Source organism: Arthrobacter sp. DNA4, assembly GCF_024362385.1.
Taxonomy (GTDB): domain Bacteria; phylum Actinomycetota; class Actinomycetes; order Actinomycetales; family Micrococcaceae; genus Arthrobacter.
The window spans coordinates 118,482-136,695 of sequence record NZ_CP101466.1; the positions used below are offsets into that span (position 1 = coordinate 118,482).

Below are 18,214 nucleotides of genomic sequence, written 5' to 3' on the forward strand. Positions count from 1 at the left end.
GCGTTGCCGTTGTTCACCTGGCGTCCTCCACGAGGACCAGGTCGCGGCCGTTGGTTTCCGGGGTGAAGAACGTGGTGGCGAACGAGATTGCCGCCAGGACCAGCGAGTAGATCGCGGGCACCAGCCAGGAATGGTTGGTGGCCGCCAGCAGTGCGACGCCGATCATCGGGGCAAAGCCGCCGGCGAGCACCGCGGAAAGTTCGCGGCTGAGCGCCACGCCGGTGAAGCGGTGCTGGGAGCCGAAGAGTTCCGGGAGCAGGGCGCACTGCGGACCAAGCATGGACTGCACGCCCAGGGCGATGCCCACCACCATGACCGCCCAGACCAAGGCGACGTTGCCGAGCGTGACCAGGTAGAAGGCCGGCAGGGCGATGACGGCCTGGAAGAGCGCGCCGTAGCGGTACACGGGGACCCGGCCGAAGCGGTCGGACAGGGCGCCGAAGGCAACGACCAGCACCGCTGCGAAGCCCGCGGCAATCAGCAGGCCGGTGGGGCCAATGAACTTGTCGCCGGGGAAGACGCCGGCCGGCATGCTGATGAAGGACACCAGCAGCGCGGAGTAGATGGACGAGTTGCCGTTTTCGCCCATGCGGAGGCCAATGCCCACCAGCACGTTCTTCTTGGAGTGCTTCCAGATCTGGCCCACCGGGTTCTTGACGACGGCCTTGTGCTTCTCCAGTTCCTGGAAGACCGGGGTCTCCTTGAGGCGGAGGCGGATGAACACGGCAATCGCGATCAGGATGATGCTGGCCAGGAACGGAACGCGCCAAAGCCAGCCCTGCAGGACCTGCTTGTCCGCCAGGGCCATCAGGGCGAAGGTGCCGGCGCCCAGGAGGGTGCCGAGCTGGATGCCCACGAACGGCAGGGAGGCAAAGAAACCACGACGACGGCGCGGGGCCACCTCGGAGATAAGGGTGGTGGCGCCTGCCTGCTCGGCGCCTGCGCCCAGGCCCTGCAGGATGCGCAGCGTCACCAGGAGCACCGCTCCCAGCATTCCCGCCTGTTCAAAGGTGGGCAGGAGGCCGATGGCGCAGCTGGACAGGCCCATCAGCCCGATGGTCAGGATGAGCACCATCTTGCGGCCGAAGCGGTCCCCGATGTGGCCGAAGACCACGCCGCCGAAGGGCCGCGCCGCGAAGCCGACGCCGTAGGTGGCGAAGGAGGCGATGACGGCTCCGCTCTCGCCGAGCGGCGCGAAGAACAGCGGGCCAAAGATCAGGGCCGAGGCCAGGCCGTAGATGTAGAAGTCGTAGTACTCCAGGGCGGATCCCACGGAGCTGGCAAGTGTTGCCCTTCGCAGCTGGTCCGGATCGACGACGGCGCCGTCCGTGGTGGCCTGCGGTGAGTTAGTACGAGTTGTCACGAGAACTCCCTCTAATGCACTCCAGGCCCCCGTTGGCCTGGTGGGATAGCGACAACACCTGTTGTGTCGGTCACTATGCTGAACACAATACAGCAAGCTGAACAACGAGCAACAGTTTTTGGTTTTGATTTACGAAAAGCCCCGTCCGGTTGGCGCGTCCCTAGCCCATCGGGTTGCCCAAAGAGTGGGCGAGTTCCTGCAGTTCCTTGACCATTTGGGACCCCTGCTCCGGCGTGTAGGTGGCCTTGAGGGCTGTCACGGAAAGGCCCAGGCTGGGACCGTGGGCGCCGCGGGTGGGGACGGAGACGGCGAGGCACACCACGCCGGTGGTGGATTCTTCGTCCTCGAAGGCAAAGCCCTGCTCGCGGATCTCCTTCAGCTGCGCCTTCAATTCCGCACCCGTGCGCAGGGATTTGGGTGTGAGCACCGGCAATTCAGCATCGTCCGGGAACATTTCCTCCAAGTCATGGTCACGCAGCCGCGCAATCAGCGCCTTGCCCACGGCGCACAGGGACACCGGCATCTTGTCGCCGATGTTGGACGTGAGCCGCACCGCGGGATGACCTTCGTACCGGGCCAAGTAGATGACGTTGGTGCCGTCCAGCATGGCAATCCGCACCGTCTCGCGGGAAAGGACGGAGGCCTGTTCGCAGTAGCGGTAGAACTCCTGCACCTCATCCATCCGGCCAAGGTAGGCGGCGCCCAGTTCCACCAGCTTGCGGCCCAGGGTGAACTCCGAGCCCTGCCGGCTGATCAGCCGGGCCTCCTCCAGTGCCAGCAGGAGGTTGGAAGTGGAGGACTTGGGGATGCCCACTTCGCGCGAGAGGTCGCTCAGGGTCAGGCGGCCGGTGGCCGAGGCGGCGAGGGCATCCAGGACGGCTGCTGCCCGGGTGACAGCCGGAGCCGACGAGGTGGCTCCCGCTTTGTCGGATGAAGCGGGGGCATGGGAATCGGCCATGATTCTCCTTTGGGTCGCCAGGGCAGACGTCGGTGTCGTTCAGTCAACTGAACGCAATCCATCATAAATGCCGCAACGGCCCACGACGCCGTCAGGCCACCGGGCTGCTCAGGGTGCCGATGCCCTCCACCACAATCTCCACCCGGTCCCCGGGCTCGACGGGTACCACTGTGGCGGGCGCTCCGGTCATCACCACGTCGCCGGGTTCCAGAATCAGCCATGATGTGACGTAGATGAGGCATTCCACTACCGAGGAGGGGAGGTTGAAGGTCCCGGAGGTGGCCTTGGCTGTCCCGTTGACATAGACGTCGATGGCCACCTTTTCGGGGTCCGGGAGTCTGGTTTCTATCCAGGGGCCGATGGGTGTGTAGTTGACGCCGGCCTTGCCTTGGAAGTTCCGCTCGTCCACCGCGTTCTGGTCCACGTTGGTGACGTCGTTGACGCAGGTGTAGCCGAGGACGTGATCCAGGGCGTTTTCTGAAGTCAGGTTGGCGGCTGTCCTGCCGATCACGACGGCGAGTTCACCCTCGGCATTGACCGTGCCTTGGCCGCGGACTGCGGTGATGGCGTCGCCCGGCCCGGCGACGGTGTGGACGGACTTGTGCCACGCCTGGATGGGCAGGGGATGGTCATTCAAGGTCCGGTTGTGGCCAATGCCCAGGACGACGGCGGGCGTCACCGGGGCGAGGAACGTCGCCTCGCTGTGTGCGGTGGCGCCGCCGGTGTAGCGGAGGGTTTCCTCAAACGGGTCGATGACGTGGTGCCATTCCCCGTCCCGTTCGATTGCGTGCTGCGGGCCTGCTGCTGTTTTTAGTCTTGCGATGCGCACCGGTTCTCCGCCCAGTCCTAGTAGAAGTGGACCGTGTCCACGAGGTGGGGGAGGTCCCCGCCGTCGAGGAACGTCCGGAGATTGCTGCAGAACCGCTCCGTGATGAGGCGGTTCTCGGCGGCGCTGAGGGCCGAGGTGTGGGGTGAGACCATGACCTTGGGGTGGTTCCACAGGGGGCTGTCCTGCGGCAGTGGTTCCACGGCGAAGACGTCCAGGCAGGCGTAGCCCACCTGGCCGTTGTCCAGTGCCTCCAGCAGCGCATCCTCGTCCACGACCGTTCCGCGGCCCACGTTGACGAACGTGGTCCCGGGCTTCATGGCGGCGAACATCTCCCGGTTGAACAGCTTTTCCGTGTAGGCGGTGCCGGGCAGAGTGTTGACGACGGCGTCTGCCGTGGCCAGGAGGGCGGGGAGGCCTTCGTTGTCCACGACGTGGTCGATCCCGTCGATGGGTTCCACGCTTCGTTTGCTGCCGCTGACCTTCATTCCCAGGGCCCTTGCGATCCGGGCCGTTTCCAGTCCAATTTCCCCGAGGCCGGCGACTACCAGGGTTGATCCGCTGACCAGCCGGGTGGGGACCCGGAGGCTGGGCCACGCCTTCGCGGCCTGGTCCTGGGCAAGTTCGGCGCTGCGCTTGAAGCCGTTGAGGATTCCCATCGCTGCGAACTCTGCGAGGGGCAGGGCGTGCACCCCGGCGGAGGTAGTGATCTTGAACTTTTGCAGGACATCCTGGCTCAGCCCCGATGCCTTCACGGCTCCGCCTGCGCCGGCCGCCATCGCGTGGACCCACTCGAGCCTTGGGTTCTCGCGGGCGATACGCGCCAGGCCGTCAGGGCCCTCGTTGGGGAAGCCGTACAGCACCTCGGCGCAGTTGAGCATTGCCCAGTAGCGCTCTTCCTGTTCGTCCGTGCGTTTGAAGGCCGGATCCCCCGCGTGGTCGGCCGGGAAGCGTTCCGGCGGCAGGAGGTCCGGCTGGTAGAGGACGGTAATGAAGGGGTCAACGGCTCGGATCCGGTCCACAAGCTCTGCTTCGAGCGGGACGGCGATGGCCACGGTCTTGGTGGAAGTCATGCGTACAGCATACTGGGTGGTGTTCTAGATAGTGAACAACCAGGGGTTGGGAAAGTGCCGGGATCTCCAACTGACAGAGGTGGTTTAGATAGGCTCAGTTGCCCACTACTGGGGCCACAGCCCTAAGGGGAACCGTCGGGATGGCGCCGTGAGCGCCCACGGCCTGCATCCGCCTCCTCGGCAGGGCCTGATTACCCCTTCGAGGGAGTTCACAAAGGGCGCCCCTAATAGTCGAAGAATGAAAGAAGGGGAGTATTACCCCTAGTTGCTGGGTGAAAACACGTGGAGGATGGGCGAATTACGTCCACTCTGGAGGTCCGGATGCGTCATTTTCGATCCGCTTGCATTCCTGGAAATCTTCTGAGGGGTTTTCGTTTAGGCGGCGGTATCAATGCGGGTTCTTATCCGCACGCCCGGCCAGCTGGGACCGGGGTGCACCATGCCTGACGTCGCAGGAGGTTCTGAATTGGAACCAGCCGGAAGGCGCTCGTCGGGTCAATCCTTCCCGACTCGGGAAATCGATCACCGGCATGACCAGTTGACTTATGAAATGCTGACTGCCCGATTCCTTGCGCACGACGAATTGCTGTGGCAAACGCCTGTTCTTGCCCTCACCGCGCAGTCATTCCTCATGACAATCTCACTGAGCCGCGACGTCGCCAACCTGGCGGCAGCCACATCGGCAGGGCTGGCAGCAGTTCTCATACTCATGTCGATGCATTTACTCGGGAGGCATCGCTTTCTAGAACTCATCGAAAAGCACAAGCTTATGGAACTGGAAAAATCCATGGGTATTGAGCCTCTGTCCACGCACTCTTGGGCGTGGAAATATGAGGAGGCCCCGCGCTTGGGGCGTGCGTACCGGCCTGGAGACTATGGTTTGGAAAGCCCCCGGTATCTGCGCGTGTTTTCCTGGCCAAGCTATGTCATTTGGCAAATCGGACTGACCCTGTTCGCCCTGGCCAATATCGGCATTTGCATATACAGGTTGTGGGCAATCGGCAGCGATTGAAGGGCATTTTCGGCTGGAAGCAATGACTGTTGAGTTGGATGCGGACGGTGCGCAATCGGACTGCCAAGAGGCAGGCCCCGGACGTCTCTAGCGGAACCCCGCGCTAAATAACCCACCCAAGTCAAGTACGTCCTTCAGCATCGCCAACGCCGCCCCCTTCGGGCTGGAGCGGCCGCCCTGGACGGTGATGTCCCCGGCGTCCGGGCACCTGAAAACCATCGCCTTTTCCGGTCCAGCAGTGGAGAAAAGAGGGTCTCCCGGGGCCACGGCCTCCAAACGAACCGTCACCACCATGGGCCGCTCCAGGGACGCGGACGCCACAGCGCGCAAACGCAATCCTCGCTTGGAGGCCTCCAGCGCCCTGGCAGCCGTGGAAGAGCCGATGGGCTCCGCCTCCACCGCAATCCGCGAGACGTCCCAGTTCCAGAGAAGCCCGGCGATGAGCCGCACCTTCGTGGCCGCATCTTTCCCGGACAGGTCCGCGGAAGGGTCTGCCTCCGCAATACCCCTGCGCTGCGCCTCCAGGACCGCGGACTCCAACCCGGCGCCGCGGGAAAGCTCATCGAGAATGAACGTGGACGTGCCGTTGGGGCAGGCCCGGACAGCGTTGCAGCCCATGCCCCGCAGCGCGACACGGGCCATGTCCGCAGCGGGAAGCGCGGCGCCGGTGGCCCCTGAAATGCGGATGCGGCTCCCGCCATCGAGGGCCGCACGCTCAAGGTCCCGCCAATGGCTCAGCACGTGGCTCTTGGTTGCTGTCACCACGTCCACGCCACTCCGGAGGGCGGCAACCGCCTCCTCCAGCGCACGCGCGTGGGCCTCCGGCGAGGAAGGCAGTGCCTGGACCAGGACGGAGGCGCCGGTCCGGGCCAGTGTCTCTTCGATGGACCGAATCGGCCCCCAAGAGGAGCGATCCGGAACCGGCGAACCGGGCGCAAGGAAGGCTTCCGTCCCGTGACCCCGGACGGCGGCAATCTGCAGCAGGGAACCCTGCTCCAGGACAACCTCGGCAAAAGCGCGGCCCACGGCACCGAAGCCGGACAGCACCAGCCGCACGGGTTTCACCAACGGCCCTTACTTCTTCGTCATCCTGTACCGCTCAATCTGCCGCAACCGCCGCAGGAGGCTGTCGCGCCGCGGGTGCGGGACGGCGTCGGGATCTTCCGCGGTGAGGTCGATGTGCTTGGTGCCGTACTGCCAGAGGAGAAGGTCGTCCAGGAGCCGGTCCGGGCCGGGGGAGTAGCGGTGGTCCAGGGCCTTGCGGACCTCCGTGATCTGGTTGGCGCTGAGCAGCCCGGCCAGCTGCATGGTCTGGTTGAGCCCGTGCGCGGCGAGGAGCTCGGCCGCCCAGCCCCAGTCATCGTCCACCTTGCGGTCCACGTGCGGGAGCAGGGTCCGCCAGACGTCCCGGATCCGGTTGGGCGTCAGCGGGGCCGCACCCTCGCCGTCCATGTCCCAGTAGCCGCGGACTTCCTCGTAGCTTTCGTGAAGGTCAGAGAAGGCAGTTTCCACGGTTTCCAGCATGGCGGCGGTGGCGGTGAACTGCCGGTCGAAGTGCGGCGTCCAGGCGCGCGGGTCCTCGGCTTTGAAGCGGATGTCGTGCTCAATCTCGCTCCATGCGTGGGCGAAGATGGTGCGGATCTGGCACTCGAAGAAGTAGCTGCCGTTGGGCTGCAGATCCGGGTTGAAGACCTGCTGGTACTCTTTGACGGCTTCATTCTGGATGGTGCGCAGGATCAGGTGCCGTCTCGAATACCCGTAGGTTCCTGACTCGATGGAGCCGATGTCCTTTTCCCGGTCGCCGCGGCAGTCGAAAAGCTGCCGCTGGCGCTTGATGACATTGGCCACCGCGGCATTCTCCGCCGGCAGCTTGGTGATCACCCGGATGCCCACCATGTCATTGAGCGTGCGGAAAGGGTCCGGAAACTTCAGGAGCCTCCGCCCGCCCGGTTCAAGCGGCTCCTCGGTACGCGAGATCTTTTCCTTGAAGGATTCCACTGTCTTGGTGCGGCCGGTAACGAACAGCGGCGTGACCTCACTGTCCTTCAGCATGTCCCGCAAAACCAGCAGGACATCACGGGTAACCAGCTTCAGGGCAGGCCGGACGCGCTCATAGATCTCCACGTTGTGCTGCACCGACTCACGCAGCGGCTCGTCCAGGCTTTCCCAGTTACTCGGCATGATCCCAGCTTACGGCCGGGGTCCGACAGGAAGCCTTTTAGCGGTCTTTACGTTGCGGCTGCTGACGTGGACCCGCGCACCACCAGCGATGTCTCCAGGGTGACGCCGCCGGACCCCAGCGACTTCCCCTCCATGAGGCCGCGAAGCTGCTCCCCGGCCTTCTGACCCAGGGCGGTGGCCGTCAGGTGCACACTGGTCAGGCCCGGATTGCTCGTAGCCGAATAGGGCAGGTCGTCGAACCCGGCCACGGCCAGCTCCCCGGGGATCCGGATTCCGGCAACGCGCGCTTCCTGCAGCACCCCGTACGCGTGGGTGTCGGTGGCGCAGGCGACGGCGGTTACCCCCGCGCGCTGCCAGTCCGGCCACGCTTCGGCGAACGCGCCCGCCGCCGCGCCGACGTCGATGGTGGTGCTGATAATGCGTTCCGGGCTTACGGTGACGCCACGGGAGGCGGCTTCCGCCAGGAACGCTGCGCGCCGGACCGCAAAGGTCCCGGTGCCGGTCACGCTGTCCACATAGGCAGCTTCCCTGTGCCCGGCGTCGGCCAGGTGCGCCGCCAGCTGGCGTGCCCCGCTGGCCACATCCAGGTTCACAGAGGGCGCGTAGGATTCCAGCCCCGGCGCATCAAGCAGGACAAGGGGCGACGGCGACGCCAGGTCTTCGAGGAACCCTGCGTTGGGTGCGTCCACCAGCAGCCCCGCCGGCCGCAGGGACATCAGGCGCCGGACGTCGTCGGCCTCCGGAAACTCGCCGGCCTCGGTGACGGACAGCAGCAGCTGGTACTGCGGGCCCAGCGATTCCCGCACCCCGGCGATCACCTTGGCAAAGAACGGGTTGGAGATGTCCGGCGCCACCAGGATCACAATCGAGCTGACCCCCTTGGCCAGGGAACTGCCGATCCCGTCCACCACGTACCCCAGCTCCGCAATGGCCTCCCGTACCCGGGAAATGTTGTCCTCGGCCACGCGGCCGGCCGTCTTGCCATTGGCCACCAGCGACACCGTGGCCACCGAAACGCCGGCCCGCGCAGCGACCATCGCCGCCGTCACCCGCCGCGGCCGTGGCCGTTGCTGCTGCACCTGTTCCCCGGAATCCATACTTTGATCGTAGTAGGCGCGGCCGGGCGCCGGTCCCGCCTCAAAAAGATGGGCACGATGAGAGTGGTGAACTTCTATGCCCGCCAACGCATCAAGCGTTTGACGTGCTGCAATGCCGAGGCAACGTTAAGCGTTTGACGTACACCACAAAACCCTGCCATGATCACTCCCGGAATACTCAAGACCCCTGCCTCCCCGGCAGGCCCCAATGACGTGGAGCACCATCGTGGAACCTAATCCCCAAGAGAATCAGTCCCGGACGGGTTCAACAGAACCCCGGAAGATCATCCTGGACTGCGACCCCGGCCACGATGACGCCGTGGCCCTGCTGCTGGCACACGGCAACGCCAACATCGAACTGCTGGCCGTCACCACAGTGGTAGGCAACCAGACCCTCGAAAAAGTCACGCGCAACGCCCTTGCCGTCGGGACCATCGCCGGCATCACCGGCGTCCCCTTCGCGGCCGGCTGCCCCCGCCCGCTGGTCCGCAGCATCGAAACCGCACCGGACATCCACGGCGAGTCCGGCATGGACGGCCCCGCCCTGCCCGAGTCCGCCATCGAGCTGGACCCGCGCCACGCCGTCGACCTCATCATCGACACCGTGATGGCGCACGAGCCCGGCACCGTCACCCTGGTGCCCACCGCCGGCCTGACCAACATCGCCCTGGCCGCCCGCAAGGAACCGCGCATCGTGGAACGCGTCAAGGAAGTGGTCCTCATGGGCGGCGGCTACCACGTGGGCAACTGGAGCGCCGTGGCCGAGTTCAACATCATCATCGACCCCGAGGCCGCCCACATCGTCTTCAACGAGAAGTGGCCCGTGGTCATGGTGGGCCTGGACCTCACCCACCAGGCGCTGGCCACCCCGGAGGTCGTGGAGAAAATCGCCGCGATCGGCACCGGGCCCGCCAAGTTCGTCACCGAACTGATGGACTTCTTTGCCCACACCTACAAGGACGCACAGGGCTTCGACTACCCGCCGGTCCACGATCCCTGCGCCGTCGCGTACGTCATCGACCCCAGCATCGTCAGCACCCGCAAGGTTCCCGTGAACATTGAACTCCAGGGCACGCTGACCTTGGGCATGACCGTGGCGGACTTCCGCGCCCCGGCCCCCGCCGACTGCCACACCAGCGTGGCCGTGGACCTGGACCACGCACGATTCTGGGACCTGGTCACCGACGCGCTGGAACGCATCGGCGAGCCAATTACCACCGGCAACACGGACGACGGCGGACGCAGCGAAGGTGCGTCGCCCACCAGCGGCAACGCGGCCGACGTCGTACGTCCGGGCGCTGCCTCCCTCACCACCGGAGGGGTCAAGTAAATGACGACCGCAACCATAACTGAAACCAAGACCGGCCGCGGCAACATCGCCGCCCTCATGACCGCCCTGCTGGCAGCCTGCGTGGCGTTCCAGCTCAACGCCTCCATGCTCAGCCCCGCCTTGGTAACCATGGGCCAGGAACTCAAGGCGGACCAGGCCCTGATCGGCCTCTCCCAGACCTGGTTCTTCACCGCTGCCGCGCTGTTCTCCCTGTTCCTTCCCCGCTTGAGCGACATCGTGGGCCGCAAGAAGGTCCTGGTGGGCATGATGCTGCTCATGGCCGTGGGCTCCGTCATCGCAGCGCTGGCCCCGGACATCACGTGGCTCTTTGTGGGCCGCATCATCCAGGGCGTCAGCGGCCCCACCGTCCCGCTCTGCCTGATCATGCTGCGCTCCGCCGTCAGCAACCCGCGCAAGTACGGCACCCTCATGGGCCTCATCACCGCAGTCAACGGCGGTGTGGCCGTCGTGGACTCCTTCGTGGGCGGCTACTTCGCCGAGCACTTCGGCTTCCGCAGCATCTTCTGGCTGATGGTGGTCCTGGCCCTCGCGGCCACCGCCCTCATCATGTTCCTCGCATCCGAAAGCAAGCCCGGCGCCGGCACCCGGATGGACTGGCGCGGCGTGTTCTTCATTGTGGTGGCCGTGGGCGCCCTGCTCACCGCGCTCAACGAAGCAGCCAAGCTCGTGGCCGGCTTCAACTCCGGCACGCTGCTGCTGAGCCTGGCGCTGGTCCTGGTATCCGCCGTCGCGTTCTTCGCCTTCTGGCGCACCGAACAGCGCACCGCCCAGCCCATGGTGGAAACCGTGCACCTGCGCCAGCGCGCCACCTGGGCGCCGCTGCTCACCACCACCCTGACCATGACCGGCATCTTCGCCGTCATCAACGGCATCGTGCCCGCCTACGTCCAGGCCGCCGACCCGGGCTTTGGCGTGGGCCCCACCGAAATGTCACTGATCATCCTCACCCCGTACGCCCTGCTGGGCTGGCTGGTGGGCCCGCTCAGCGGCAAGCTTGCACCCGTCCTCGGGTACACCAAGGTGCTGCGGATCGGGCTCCTGGGCAGCATCGCCGCGCTCGCCGTCATCGCCTTCCTGGGCCTGCACAGCCTGCCGATGATGATCGCCGGAACGGTCTTGCTGGGCATCATGTACGCCGGTACGGTCAACATCATGCTCAACGGACTCGGCGTTGTCCTCTCGCCTGCCGGTAACCCCGGCTTCCTCCCCGGCATGAACGCCGGCGCCTTTAACCTGGGCGCGGGCCTGAGCTTCCTCATCCTGCCCGCCGTGCTGGTGGCGACCTCCGCACTCGGGGATGCGACCGCGTCGTACCTGACCGTCGTACTCGTCGGGCTGGCGCTGACCGTGGCCGCGTTCGCGGCGTCGCTGCTCATCCCCAAGCCGGTTGAGGCCGAGGTGGCCCCATGAGCAGCGCGGGCGTTGGGCACCCAGGCCGGATCGTCGTCGTCGGCTCCCTGAACGCCGACCTCACCATCTACTGCGAGCGGCTCCCGCAGCCCGGCGAAACCGTGCAGGGCAACGGCTTCGCCGTGAACCCCGGTGGCAAGAGCGCCAACCAGGCCGTGGCCGCGGCCCGGCTGGGCGGCCACGTCAGCCTGGTGGGTGCCGTGGGGGAGGACGCCAACGGCAACATGCTCGAGGCCTCGGTGGCCGGCGCAGGCGTGGACGTCAGCCATGTCCGCACGTCCAGCGAGCCCACAGGTGTCGCCGTGATCGCCGTGGACGCCCGCGGCGAGAACAACATCATCATCTCGGCCGGTGCCAACGGCACGTTGTCCCCGGCGGACGTGGCCGGCGCCGGGGACGTGCTGGAGGGGGCTGCCGTGGTGAGCCTGTGCCTGGAGGTCAGCACGGACACCGTGCTCGCCGCCGCACAGGCAGGGCACGACGCCGACGCAACAGTTTTGCTGAATCTCTCGCCGTATGCGGAGATCCCGTCAGCCCTGGCCGGGTTGGCGGATGTCCTGCTGGTCAACGCGCATGAGGCCGCGCTGTTCCTGGCTTCTGAAATCCCGGGGGCGGACGCTCCTGCTGAGGAGTGGGACGCGGTGCGGGAGCGGTTCGCCGGTCACGGAATCCGGCAGGTCCTGGTGACGCTGGGCTCGCAGGGGTCCGTGGTGCTGGACTCGCTCGCCGCGCCCGGCGCCCGGGTGACCCGTGTGCAGCCCACGACGGTTGGTGCCGTGGACACCACCGGGGCCGGGGATGCCTTCACGGGTGCCGTTGCGGTCCGGCTGGCGGCGGGCGATGCACTCGCGGATGCCGCAGCATTCGCCTCCGTTGCCGCGGCGCTGGCCACCACCCGCAAAGGGACGCAGGCGGCGTACCCGGAAGCGGCCGACGTCGAACGCCGCCTCCGCACGTCCTAGCCCACGCACCTTCTAAAACCCATTCATTGCTCCCCACCGGCACCCTAGCCTCGCAAGCTCGGCCAGGGAACCCTGCCGGCGTGGGCCCAACGCCCTTTTCGTGCGTCAAAACGGCGTTTGCGGAGCAACCGATGGGCTACGCGTGGGCCTGGGCCTGGGCGGACGCGCGTTCCACGGCGGGGCAGTGGATCTTTGCCGGGCCGCCGGGGGCGGGATCGATTCCCAGCAACACCCGCACGCCGGCGGCACCGAGTTCGTAGTGCGGGAGGGCCACGGTGGACAGCGGTGGCCGGAGGTGTGCGGCAATGACTTCCTGGTTGTCGAAGCCCACCACGGCGATGTCGCCGGGGATGGACAGCCCGTGTTCGCGCAGGCCGTCGTAGAGGCCCATGGCCATCCGGTCGTTGTAGCAGAACACGGCCGGTGCCCCGCGCTCGAGCAGCCCGGCCGTGGCCAGGTAGCCGCCCTCCTGGTCCGGATAGGCCTCCATCACCAGGTCCGGGTCGAACGGAATGCCGGCATTCTCCAATGCCTGCCGGTAACCGGCCAGCCGCCCGTCCTTGGCCGGTGCCGGGATGGTGGCGTTAATGAACGCGATCCGCCGGTGGCCGTGCGCCAACAGGAGTTCTGTCGCTGAGCGGCCGCCCTGGACCTCGTCCGGAACCACGGCCCGGGCGCCCTGTTCGTTGGAGAAGCAGTTCACCAGGACGAAGTCCGCTTCCCGCAGCGGGGCCGGAATGTCCGTCTGGCGGTGGAACCAGGTGGAATAGAGGATGCCGCGCACCTTGTACTCCAGCATCATGGCGATGGCGTCCTGCTCCAGTTCACTGTTGCCCTCGGTGTTGGCGATGAGCAGCGCGTACCCGTGCTTCCACGCCTCATCCTGCGCCCCGTGGATGATCTGGTAAGCAAAGGGCGTGGTGGCCACGCCGTCGGCCACCAACCCGATGAACTTGGACGTCCCGCTGACCAGTGTCTTTGCCATCGCGTTGGGCCGGTAGCCCAGCGCGCGGATGGCGTCCTTGACCCGTTGGCGGGTTTCCTCCGCGATCCGGGCATCCTTTTTCTTGTTGACCACCAGCGAGACCGTGGCGGTGGAAACACCGGCTGCTTCGGCCACGTCCCGGAGGGTAACGGGATGCGGCCGTTCCGGCGCTTTCGGCGAGGGGCGCTGTGGTCCGCGTGCGGATGCCTCCGCGCCATTCTCCATTGAACTCATCTGCCCTCCTTCAGGAGTATAACCATCGGCAGTGGCGGTCATCCCTTGGTCGCCCCGCTTTCGAGTCCCTGGATCATGGCCTTGTTGAGCACCAGGAACACCAGCAGCAGCGGGGTGATGGTGACGCAGACGGCGGCGAACGTGGCCGTCCAGTCCACCTTGCCCATGGCCCCGATGTAATTCTGCAGCCCCAGCGGAATGGTCTTCAAATCCTCCGACAGGACGAACGTGTTGGCGAAGATGAAGTCGTTCCAGATGAAGATGCTGTTGACCAGCACCACGGTGACCACGGTGTTTACGGACAGTGGAAGGGTGATCAGCCCGAAGATCCGGTAGGGCCCCGCGCCGTCCAGGGACGCCGCCTCGTACGTCTCCTTCGGGATGTACTCGTAAAACGAGGAGAACAGGTACACGGACATCGGCAGCGAAAAACCAGCCAGCGGGATGATCATCGACTGGTAGGTGTCCAATAGGTTCACCTGCGAATAGTCGATGAACAGCGGGACCAGCGCGATCTGGACAGGGACGATGATCCCGATCAGGAACAGCCCGCGGACCAGTTTGCTGAGCCGGAACCCCAGCACCTGGATGGCGTAGGCGGCCATCATCCCCAGCAGGACGATCAGGACGTTGGCGCCCATGGTCACCACGAAGCTGTTCAGGATGTTCCGGCCCAGGTCCCCCGTTTCGAAGGCCCTTGCGTAGTTCTCCCAGGTCAACGAGCCGGGCAGCGCGAACGGGTCCCCGGTGGCGAAGTCCTGTTCGGTGCGCAGGCTGGTGAGGAACAGCCAGGCCAGCGGGTACACCTGCACGATCACGATCAGCATGATCAGTACGCGGGACAAGGTGCGGAACAAGTCCGGCCGGCGCTTGCGGCGCTGCAGTGGCCGCCTTGGAGGTTCGACGGCGGTTGGCCGGGTTGGCGGGGCTGCCTGGGTGATCATGCGTCTGCCTTCCGCTTGAGCAGGAACAGGATGAGGCCGACGGCGACGAGGCACTCGACCACAATGAACACCGAGATGGTGCTGGCATAGCCGAAGTCCGTGCTGGTGAAGGCCGTCTTGTACATGTAGGTGGTGAGCAGTTCAGAGGACTGGCCCGGGCCCCCGTTGGTCATCAGGTAGGGGATGTCGAAGCCGCGCAGGCCGTAGGTGGTGGCCATGATGGTGGTGGTGATCCACACCGGCCGGATGTACGGGAACCGGATCCTGGTGAACAGGGTCCACCGGGAGGCCCCGTCCAGGACCGCGGCCTCTTCGAGCTCCTTGGGGACCGCGAGCAGCGCCGCGTAGATGATCAGCATGTAAAGCCCCGTGAAGCGCCAGCCTTCCGGAGCGGAGACGGCGGCCAGGACCGTGCCCACGTCAGAGAGCCAGGGCCGTTCCAGGCTGCCCAGGCCAACCCAGGCGAACAGCTGGTTGAGCAGGCCCACCGGTTCCAGGGAGTAGATCCGGACGAACAGGAAGGCGATGGCCACGGTGGAGATCACGGCCGGGAGCAGGTACAGGGTCTTGATCAGCTCCCGTCCGCGGCGGAGGGAGGTGAGCAGGCTGGCCACCAGCAGGGCGCCACCGAGTTGCAGGACCAGGCAGATGGCCAGGTAGACCAAAGCGTTCCCAAAGGCACGCCAGAAGATGTCATCACCGGTGAACATCCTGAGGTAGTTGTCCAGGCCGACGAATTCCATGTCGCTGATGCCGTTCCAGGAGAAGAAGCTCAGGACCAGCGACTGGAGGATGGGGAAGAGGACCGCTGCGCCGTAAAGCAGGAGCGGGGGGAGCAGGAAGACCAGGACCGAAGTCCGTGACCTGTTGGGCAGCATGGCGGACCTTTACTTGAAGAACTTGGGGGCGTTCTGGGCGATGGTGCTGTCCAGGGTGTCCGTGAACTGTTGCGGCGTGATTTCGCCCTGTACCAGGAGGACAAGCTCCTGCTGCAGCCGGCCGTTGGTGGTGGGGTCCAGCTGGGTGTCCCATGGCATGGCCTGCTTGTCGCCGAGGGCCTTGGCCTGGTCAAGGGCTTTCCGGTACAACGGGGTGGCGTTGGCCGGGATGGTGGTTTCGACGTCGGTGGTGGGGGAGAGCGCGCCGGTGGCCGCATATTCGGCGGGGTACTTCTGCAGGGCGAACTTCAGGAAGTCGCTCACCAGCGGATCGTAGGTCTTGGCGTTGACGGCCATGCCGATGCCCGACGGCGACACGAACTCGTTCGCGGCTGTCACCGACCCGGCGGTGGTGGGCAGGGTGAAGAAGTCGATGTCGTTGCGCACGGCGGGGTCCAGCTTGTCCGTGGCCAGGCTGGGCAGCTCCCAGGTGCCGATGTTATACATGGCAGCCTGCCCGGATGTGAACTGGTTCTGCGCGTCGGAGTAGCCCTGGGCGGAGAAGCCGTCCTGGAAGCACTTGGCCTTGCCCAGTTCCGCCATCCAGTTGACCGTCTTCTGCCCTGCGGCGTCGGTGAACCTGGCGTCGCCCTTCTTCAGTTTCTGGACGAAGTCAGGCCCGGCTGCCCGGAAGGGCTGGTAGGCGACATACCGCTCCAGCGGCCACTGGTCCTGCCCGTCGATGGCGATGGGCGTGATGCCCTTGCTGCGCAGCGCCGTGCACATTGCGGGGATGTCGTCCAGGGACGTGGGCACCGCTACCCCGGCCTTCGCCAGCAGCGCCTTGTTGTACCACATGAACTCCAGTTCGAACTGGAACGGGATCATGTACAGCGACCCGTCGTCGAACCGCTGGTAGTCCAGGGCTCCGGGGCGGTAGTTGTCGTAGACCCCCAGGGTCTTCAGGAGCTTTCCGGCATCCAGCATCTTGCCCTGCTTCGCCAGCTGCTGGGCGAAGGGCGTGGCGTCGGTGTCGAACAGTTCGGGCAGCTTGTTCACCGCCGCCAGGGTTTCGAGCTTCTGGATGTAGGACGGCCGGTCCGGGGTGGTGATGAGGTTCAGCTTGAAGCCCGGGTGGTCCTTGCCGTAATCGTCGGCCAGTTTCTTCATGATGTTGATGACTGCGCCATCGGCCGGGCGGGACAGCAACCACGATATTTCGCGGGGCTTGATCTCTCCCGTGGGGGCGACGTTGGCGGTGTTGGTGGCGCCTCCGCCTCCGCAGCCTGTCAGGGCAAGGGCGGTAACTGCTGCCACGGCGGCAGCGCGGAACAGGGTCTTCATTGCGGCAATCTCCTTTGATTGGAGTGGATCTTCCTAAAACGGGTCGGGTGGAACGGAGGGGTATTCAGTTGTTGGTGCGCTTGCGTACTTCAAACTGGGTGACGGTGGCCGAGCCTTCGCCGGTGAACACACCAATGGCACCGCCGGGGAGGTCGTAAATGCGGGTGCTGAGGGCCACCTGGCGGTCCACGACGGCGACACACAGGTCTTGGTCCACCACTACTTCCAGCGTGTGCCGGCCTGGCGGGAGGTGGCACGGGCGTTCCAGTTCGATGGCGAACGGGACGTCCCCGGAGACATGCCACTGGGCGTCCCCGTGGGCGGCCCGGGGCCAGCGGTCGAAGACCATGCGTCCGCGTTTGGGCTCGAGGCGGAGGATGTAGGAGTGGTCGCCGTCCGGGGTGGAGCGCAGCAGTAGTCCGCATTCAGTGGTGCCGGGGCCGATGTCCAGTACCGCCCTGGCGTAGAACTGGCTGGGAAGTTCAGTGGTGGCAACGGCGGCGCTGTAGCCGTCCGGGACATCGAGCCGGAGGGGCAGCCTGCGGTCAACCGGCTGGCCCTCCAGTTCCAGGGGCACCTCGTCCCAGAAGCTGTCCACCAGCTCGTCGGCGAACCCGAAGGCCAAGGTCCCGTCGGCGTTCTGCCGTGCCTCCAGGACCGCCATGGTGCCCGCCCACTGCCAGGCGCCGTCGTCGGAATTTCCTTCCTTGCTGGCGATCCAGCCGAAGAAGAACCGGCGGCCGTCCCGCTCCGCGGTTTTGGAGGCGTAAAAGGCGCGCCCGTCGATGCTGTCGCGGGCCGGGACCGTCCAGGGGCCGGTGGGGCTTTTGGCCATGCGGTAGCGGGTTGTGAACGTTTCGGAAAACTCGGAGTAGACCATGTACCACCAGCCGCCCCACTCGAACACGTCCGGGCATTCGTGGGTGACGTAGCGGTGGGGATCCCAGAACGGGTCGGTGTGGGTCCAGGTCATCAGGTCGGTGGACACGCATTGTGCGATGACGCCGCGCCGGCGCTCTGGGCCGTCGGCATGCCTGGCGGCCAGGAGCATCCGCCACAGCCCCGCGTCCTCGTCACGGAAGACGAAGGGATCGCGCCAGTCGGCTGACCCGTAGCCGTCCGGTGCGCCGAAGGCGAGCTCGGGGTGTTTCGACCACGTGCCCGTCCCGTCGGTGCTGGTGGCGTGCATGACCAGCTGCAGCGGCAGGCCGTCCGGTCCCAGGTTGTCGGGGTTCTGCCCTGTGTAGAACAGGTGGTGCACGCCGGACTCATCGGCCACGATGCTGCCGGTGTAGCAGTTGAAGTCCGGGTCCTCCACAGACCCGTGGGGAAGCGCCACGCCGTGGTCCTGGAACTGGATGAGGTCCTTGGTGGTCACCAGGTTCCAGGCGGTTCCCGGCTTGGGCTCGCTGCGGACCTCGTGAAGGTAGAAGAGCTGGAACTCGCCGTCCTTCTGGAAGGGGATCAGGTCCCCAACCCAGGCATCGGCGGGCTGGAAGAAGACTGGATAGCTCATCGGCGGTGATGTCCATTTCTGCTAAAGCGTTTGATCACCCTGAAGGTAGCGTCTATTTGGTGGCTGATCAAGCGTTTTAG

General features: G+C 65.8%; 16 protein-coding genes. 4 read left to right on the forward strand and 12 right to left on the reverse strand.

Translation table 11 applies throughout. The annotated features are described in order from the left end of the window. Nucleotides 1–13 precede the first annotated feature (13 nt). The 4 genes from NMQ03_RS00600 to NMQ03_RS00615 form a co-directional block, all read right to left on the reverse strand. Nucleotides 14–1,363, reverse strand: coding sequence for an MFS transporter (locus NMQ03_RS00600; protein WP_255173930.1), 1,350 nt, complete (start codon nt 1,361–1,363; stop codon nt 14–16). 160 nt (nt 1,364–1,523) lie between these two features. Then, the gene (locus NMQ03_RS00605) at nt 1,524–2,321 is read right to left on the reverse strand and encodes an IclR family transcriptional regulator (RefSeq protein WP_255173931.1); all 798 of its coding nucleotides are present in this window, start codon (nt 2,319–2,321) and stop codon (nt 1,524–1,526) included. A gap of 91 nt (nt 2,322–2,412) precedes the next feature. Then, nucleotides 2,413–3,150, reverse strand: a complete 738-nt coding sequence (locus NMQ03_RS00610) for a fumarylacetoacetate hydrolase family protein (protein ID WP_255173932.1) — start codon at nt 3,148–3,150, stop codon at nt 2,413–2,415. A gap of 17 nt (nt 3,151–3,167) precedes the next feature. Next, complete coding sequence (locus NMQ03_RS00615; protein WP_255173933.1) at nt 3,168–4,220, reverse strand: D-2-hydroxyacid dehydrogenase; 1,053 nt, start codon at nt 4,218–4,220, stop codon at nt 3,168–3,170. A gap of 439 nt (nt 4,221–4,659) precedes the next feature. Between NMQ03_RS00615 and NMQ03_RS00620 the strand changes: the two genes are divergently transcribed. Next, nucleotides 4,660–5,232, forward strand: a complete 573-nt coding sequence (locus tag NMQ03_RS00620; protein ID WP_255173934.1) for a hypothetical protein — start codon at nt 4,660–4,662, stop codon at nt 5,230–5,232. Between the two features lie 87 nt (nt 5,233–5,319). Here the strand turns inward: NMQ03_RS00620 and NMQ03_RS00625 are convergent, their stop codons facing one another. Genes NMQ03_RS00625 through NMQ03_RS00635 form a run of 3 tightly spaced genes read right to left on the reverse strand, consistent with a single transcriptional unit; the run spans nt 5,320 to nt 8,510 of the window. Next, a complete protein-coding gene (locus NMQ03_RS00625) occupies nt 5,320–6,297 on the reverse strand; it encodes a hypothetical protein (RefSeq protein ID WP_255173935.1) in 978 nt (325 codons plus the stop codon). A gap of 9 nt (nt 6,298–6,306) precedes the next feature. Continuing rightward, nucleotides 6,307–7,413, reverse strand: a complete 1,107-nt coding sequence (locus tag NMQ03_RS00630) for a GTP pyrophosphokinase family protein (protein ID WP_255173936.1) — start codon at nt 7,411–7,413, stop codon at nt 6,307–6,309. Nucleotides 7,414–7,460: 47 nt separating this feature from the next. Continuing rightward, on the reverse strand, nt 7,461–8,510 hold the full coding sequence (locus NMQ03_RS00635) for a LacI family DNA-binding transcriptional regulator (RefSeq protein ID WP_255173937.1): 1,050 nt from the start codon (nt 8,508–8,510) through the stop codon (nt 7,461–7,463). A 208-nt stretch (nt 8,511–8,718) separates the two neighbouring features. Here NMQ03_RS00635 and NMQ03_RS00640 point away from each other — a divergent pair, with 208 nt between their 5' ends. Genes NMQ03_RS00640 through NMQ03_RS00650 form a run of 3 tightly spaced genes read left to right on the forward strand, consistent with a single transcriptional unit; the run spans nt 8,719 to nt 12,233 of the window. Further along, nucleotides 8,719–9,840 carry a nucleoside hydrolase gene (locus tag NMQ03_RS00640; RefSeq protein ID WP_255173938.1) on the forward strand — a complete coding sequence of 374 codons (1,122 nt, stop codon included), beginning with the start codon at nt 8,719–8,721 and terminating at the stop codon, nt 9,838–9,840. Further along, nucleotides 9,841–11,271 carry an MFS transporter gene (locus NMQ03_RS00645; protein ID WP_255173939.1) on the forward strand — a complete coding sequence of 477 codons (1,431 nt, stop codon included), beginning with the start codon at nt 9,841–9,843 and terminating at the stop codon, nt 11,269–11,271. Then, nucleotides 11,268–12,233, forward strand: a complete 966-nt coding sequence (locus NMQ03_RS00650) for a ribokinase (RefSeq protein ID WP_255173940.1) — start codon at nt 11,268–11,270, stop codon at nt 12,231–12,233. Before NMQ03_RS00645 ends, NMQ03_RS00650 begins: the two co-directional genes overlap by 4 nt. 136 nt (nt 12,234–12,369) lie before the next feature. Here the strand turns inward: NMQ03_RS00650 and NMQ03_RS00655 are convergent, their stop codons facing one another. From NMQ03_RS00655 to NMQ03_RS00675, 5 genes are all read right to left on the reverse strand, one after another. After that, complete coding sequence (locus tag NMQ03_RS00655; protein ID WP_255173941.1) at nt 12,370–13,452, reverse strand: LacI family DNA-binding transcriptional regulator; 1,083 nt, start codon at nt 13,450–13,452, stop codon at nt 12,370–12,372. Nucleotides 13,453–13,490: 38 nt separating this feature from the next. Next, nucleotides 13,491–14,396 carry a carbohydrate ABC transporter permease gene (locus NMQ03_RS00660; RefSeq protein ID WP_255173942.1) on the reverse strand — a complete coding sequence of 302 codons (906 nt, stop codon included), beginning with the start codon at nt 14,394–14,396 and terminating at the stop codon, nt 13,491–13,493. Then, a complete protein-coding gene (locus NMQ03_RS00665) occupies nt 14,393–15,274 on the reverse strand; it encodes a carbohydrate ABC transporter permease (RefSeq protein ID WP_255173943.1) in 882 nt (293 codons plus the stop codon). Before NMQ03_RS00665 ends, NMQ03_RS00660 begins: the two co-directional genes overlap by 4 nt. Before the next feature lie 9 nt (nt 15,275–15,283). Further along, a complete protein-coding gene (locus tag NMQ03_RS00670) occupies nt 15,284–16,618 on the reverse strand; it encodes an ABC transporter substrate-binding protein (RefSeq protein ID WP_255173944.1) in 1,335 nt (444 codons plus the stop codon). 64 nt (nt 16,619–16,682) lie between these two features. Then, nucleotides 16,683–18,134 carry a family 43 glycosylhydrolase gene (locus tag NMQ03_RS00675; protein ID WP_255173945.1) on the reverse strand — a complete coding sequence of 484 codons (1,452 nt, stop codon included), beginning with the start codon at nt 18,132–18,134 and terminating at the stop codon, nt 16,683–16,685. Nucleotides 18,135–18,214: the final 80 nt, after the last annotated feature.

Bases quoted from the DNA above. Each gene is read 5' to 3' on its own strand.
- NMQ03_RS00605 (WP_255173931.1), bottom strand. From the start codon at position 2,321: ATGGCCGATTCCCATGCCCCCGCTTCATCCGACAAAGCGGGAGCCACC.
- NMQ03_RS00620 (WP_255173934.1), top strand. From the start codon at position 4,660: ATGCCTGACGTCGCAGGAGGTTCTGAATTGGAACCAGCCGGAAGGCGC.
- NMQ03_RS00645 (WP_255173939.1), top strand. From the start codon at position 9,841: ATGACGACCGCAACCATAACTGAAACCAAGACCGGCCGCGGCAACATC.
- NMQ03_RS00675 (WP_255173945.1), bottom strand. From the start codon at position 18,134: ATGAGCTATCCAGTCTTCTTCCAGCCCGCCGATGCCTGGGTTGGGGAC.
- NMQ03_RS00665 (WP_255173943.1), bottom strand. From the start codon at position 15,274: ATGCTGCCCAACAGGTCACGGACTTCGGTCCTGGTCTTCCTGCTCCCC.
- NMQ03_RS00635 (WP_255173937.1), bottom strand. From the start codon at position 8,510: ATGGATTCCGGGGAACAGGTGCAGCAGCAACGGCCACGGCCGCGGCGG.
- NMQ03_RS00660 (WP_255173942.1), bottom strand. From the start codon at position 14,396: ATGATCACCCAGGCAGCCCCGCCAACCCGGCCAACCGCCGTCGAACCT.
- NMQ03_RS00655 (WP_255173941.1), bottom strand. From the start codon at position 13,452: ATGAGTTCAATGGAGAATGGCGCGGAGGCATCCGCACGCGGACCACAG.
- NMQ03_RS00670 (WP_255173944.1), bottom strand. From the start codon at position 16,618: ATGAAGACCCTGTTCCGCGCTGCCGCCGTGGCAGCAGTTACCGCCCTT.
- NMQ03_RS00640 (WP_255173938.1), top strand. From the start codon at position 8,719: ATGACGTGGAGCACCATCGTGGAACCTAATCCCCAAGAGAATCAGTCC.
- NMQ03_RS00630 (WP_255173936.1), bottom strand. From the start codon at position 7,413: ATGCCGAGTAACTGGGAAAGCCTGGACGAGCCGCTGCGTGAGTCGGTG.
- NMQ03_RS00615 (WP_255173933.1), bottom strand. From the start codon at position 4,220: ATGACTTCCACCAAGACCGTGGCCATCGCCGTCCCGCTCGAAGCAGAG.
- NMQ03_RS00650 (WP_255173940.1), top strand. From the start codon at position 11,268: ATGAGCAGCGCGGGCGTTGGGCACCCAGGCCGGATCGTCGTCGTCGGC.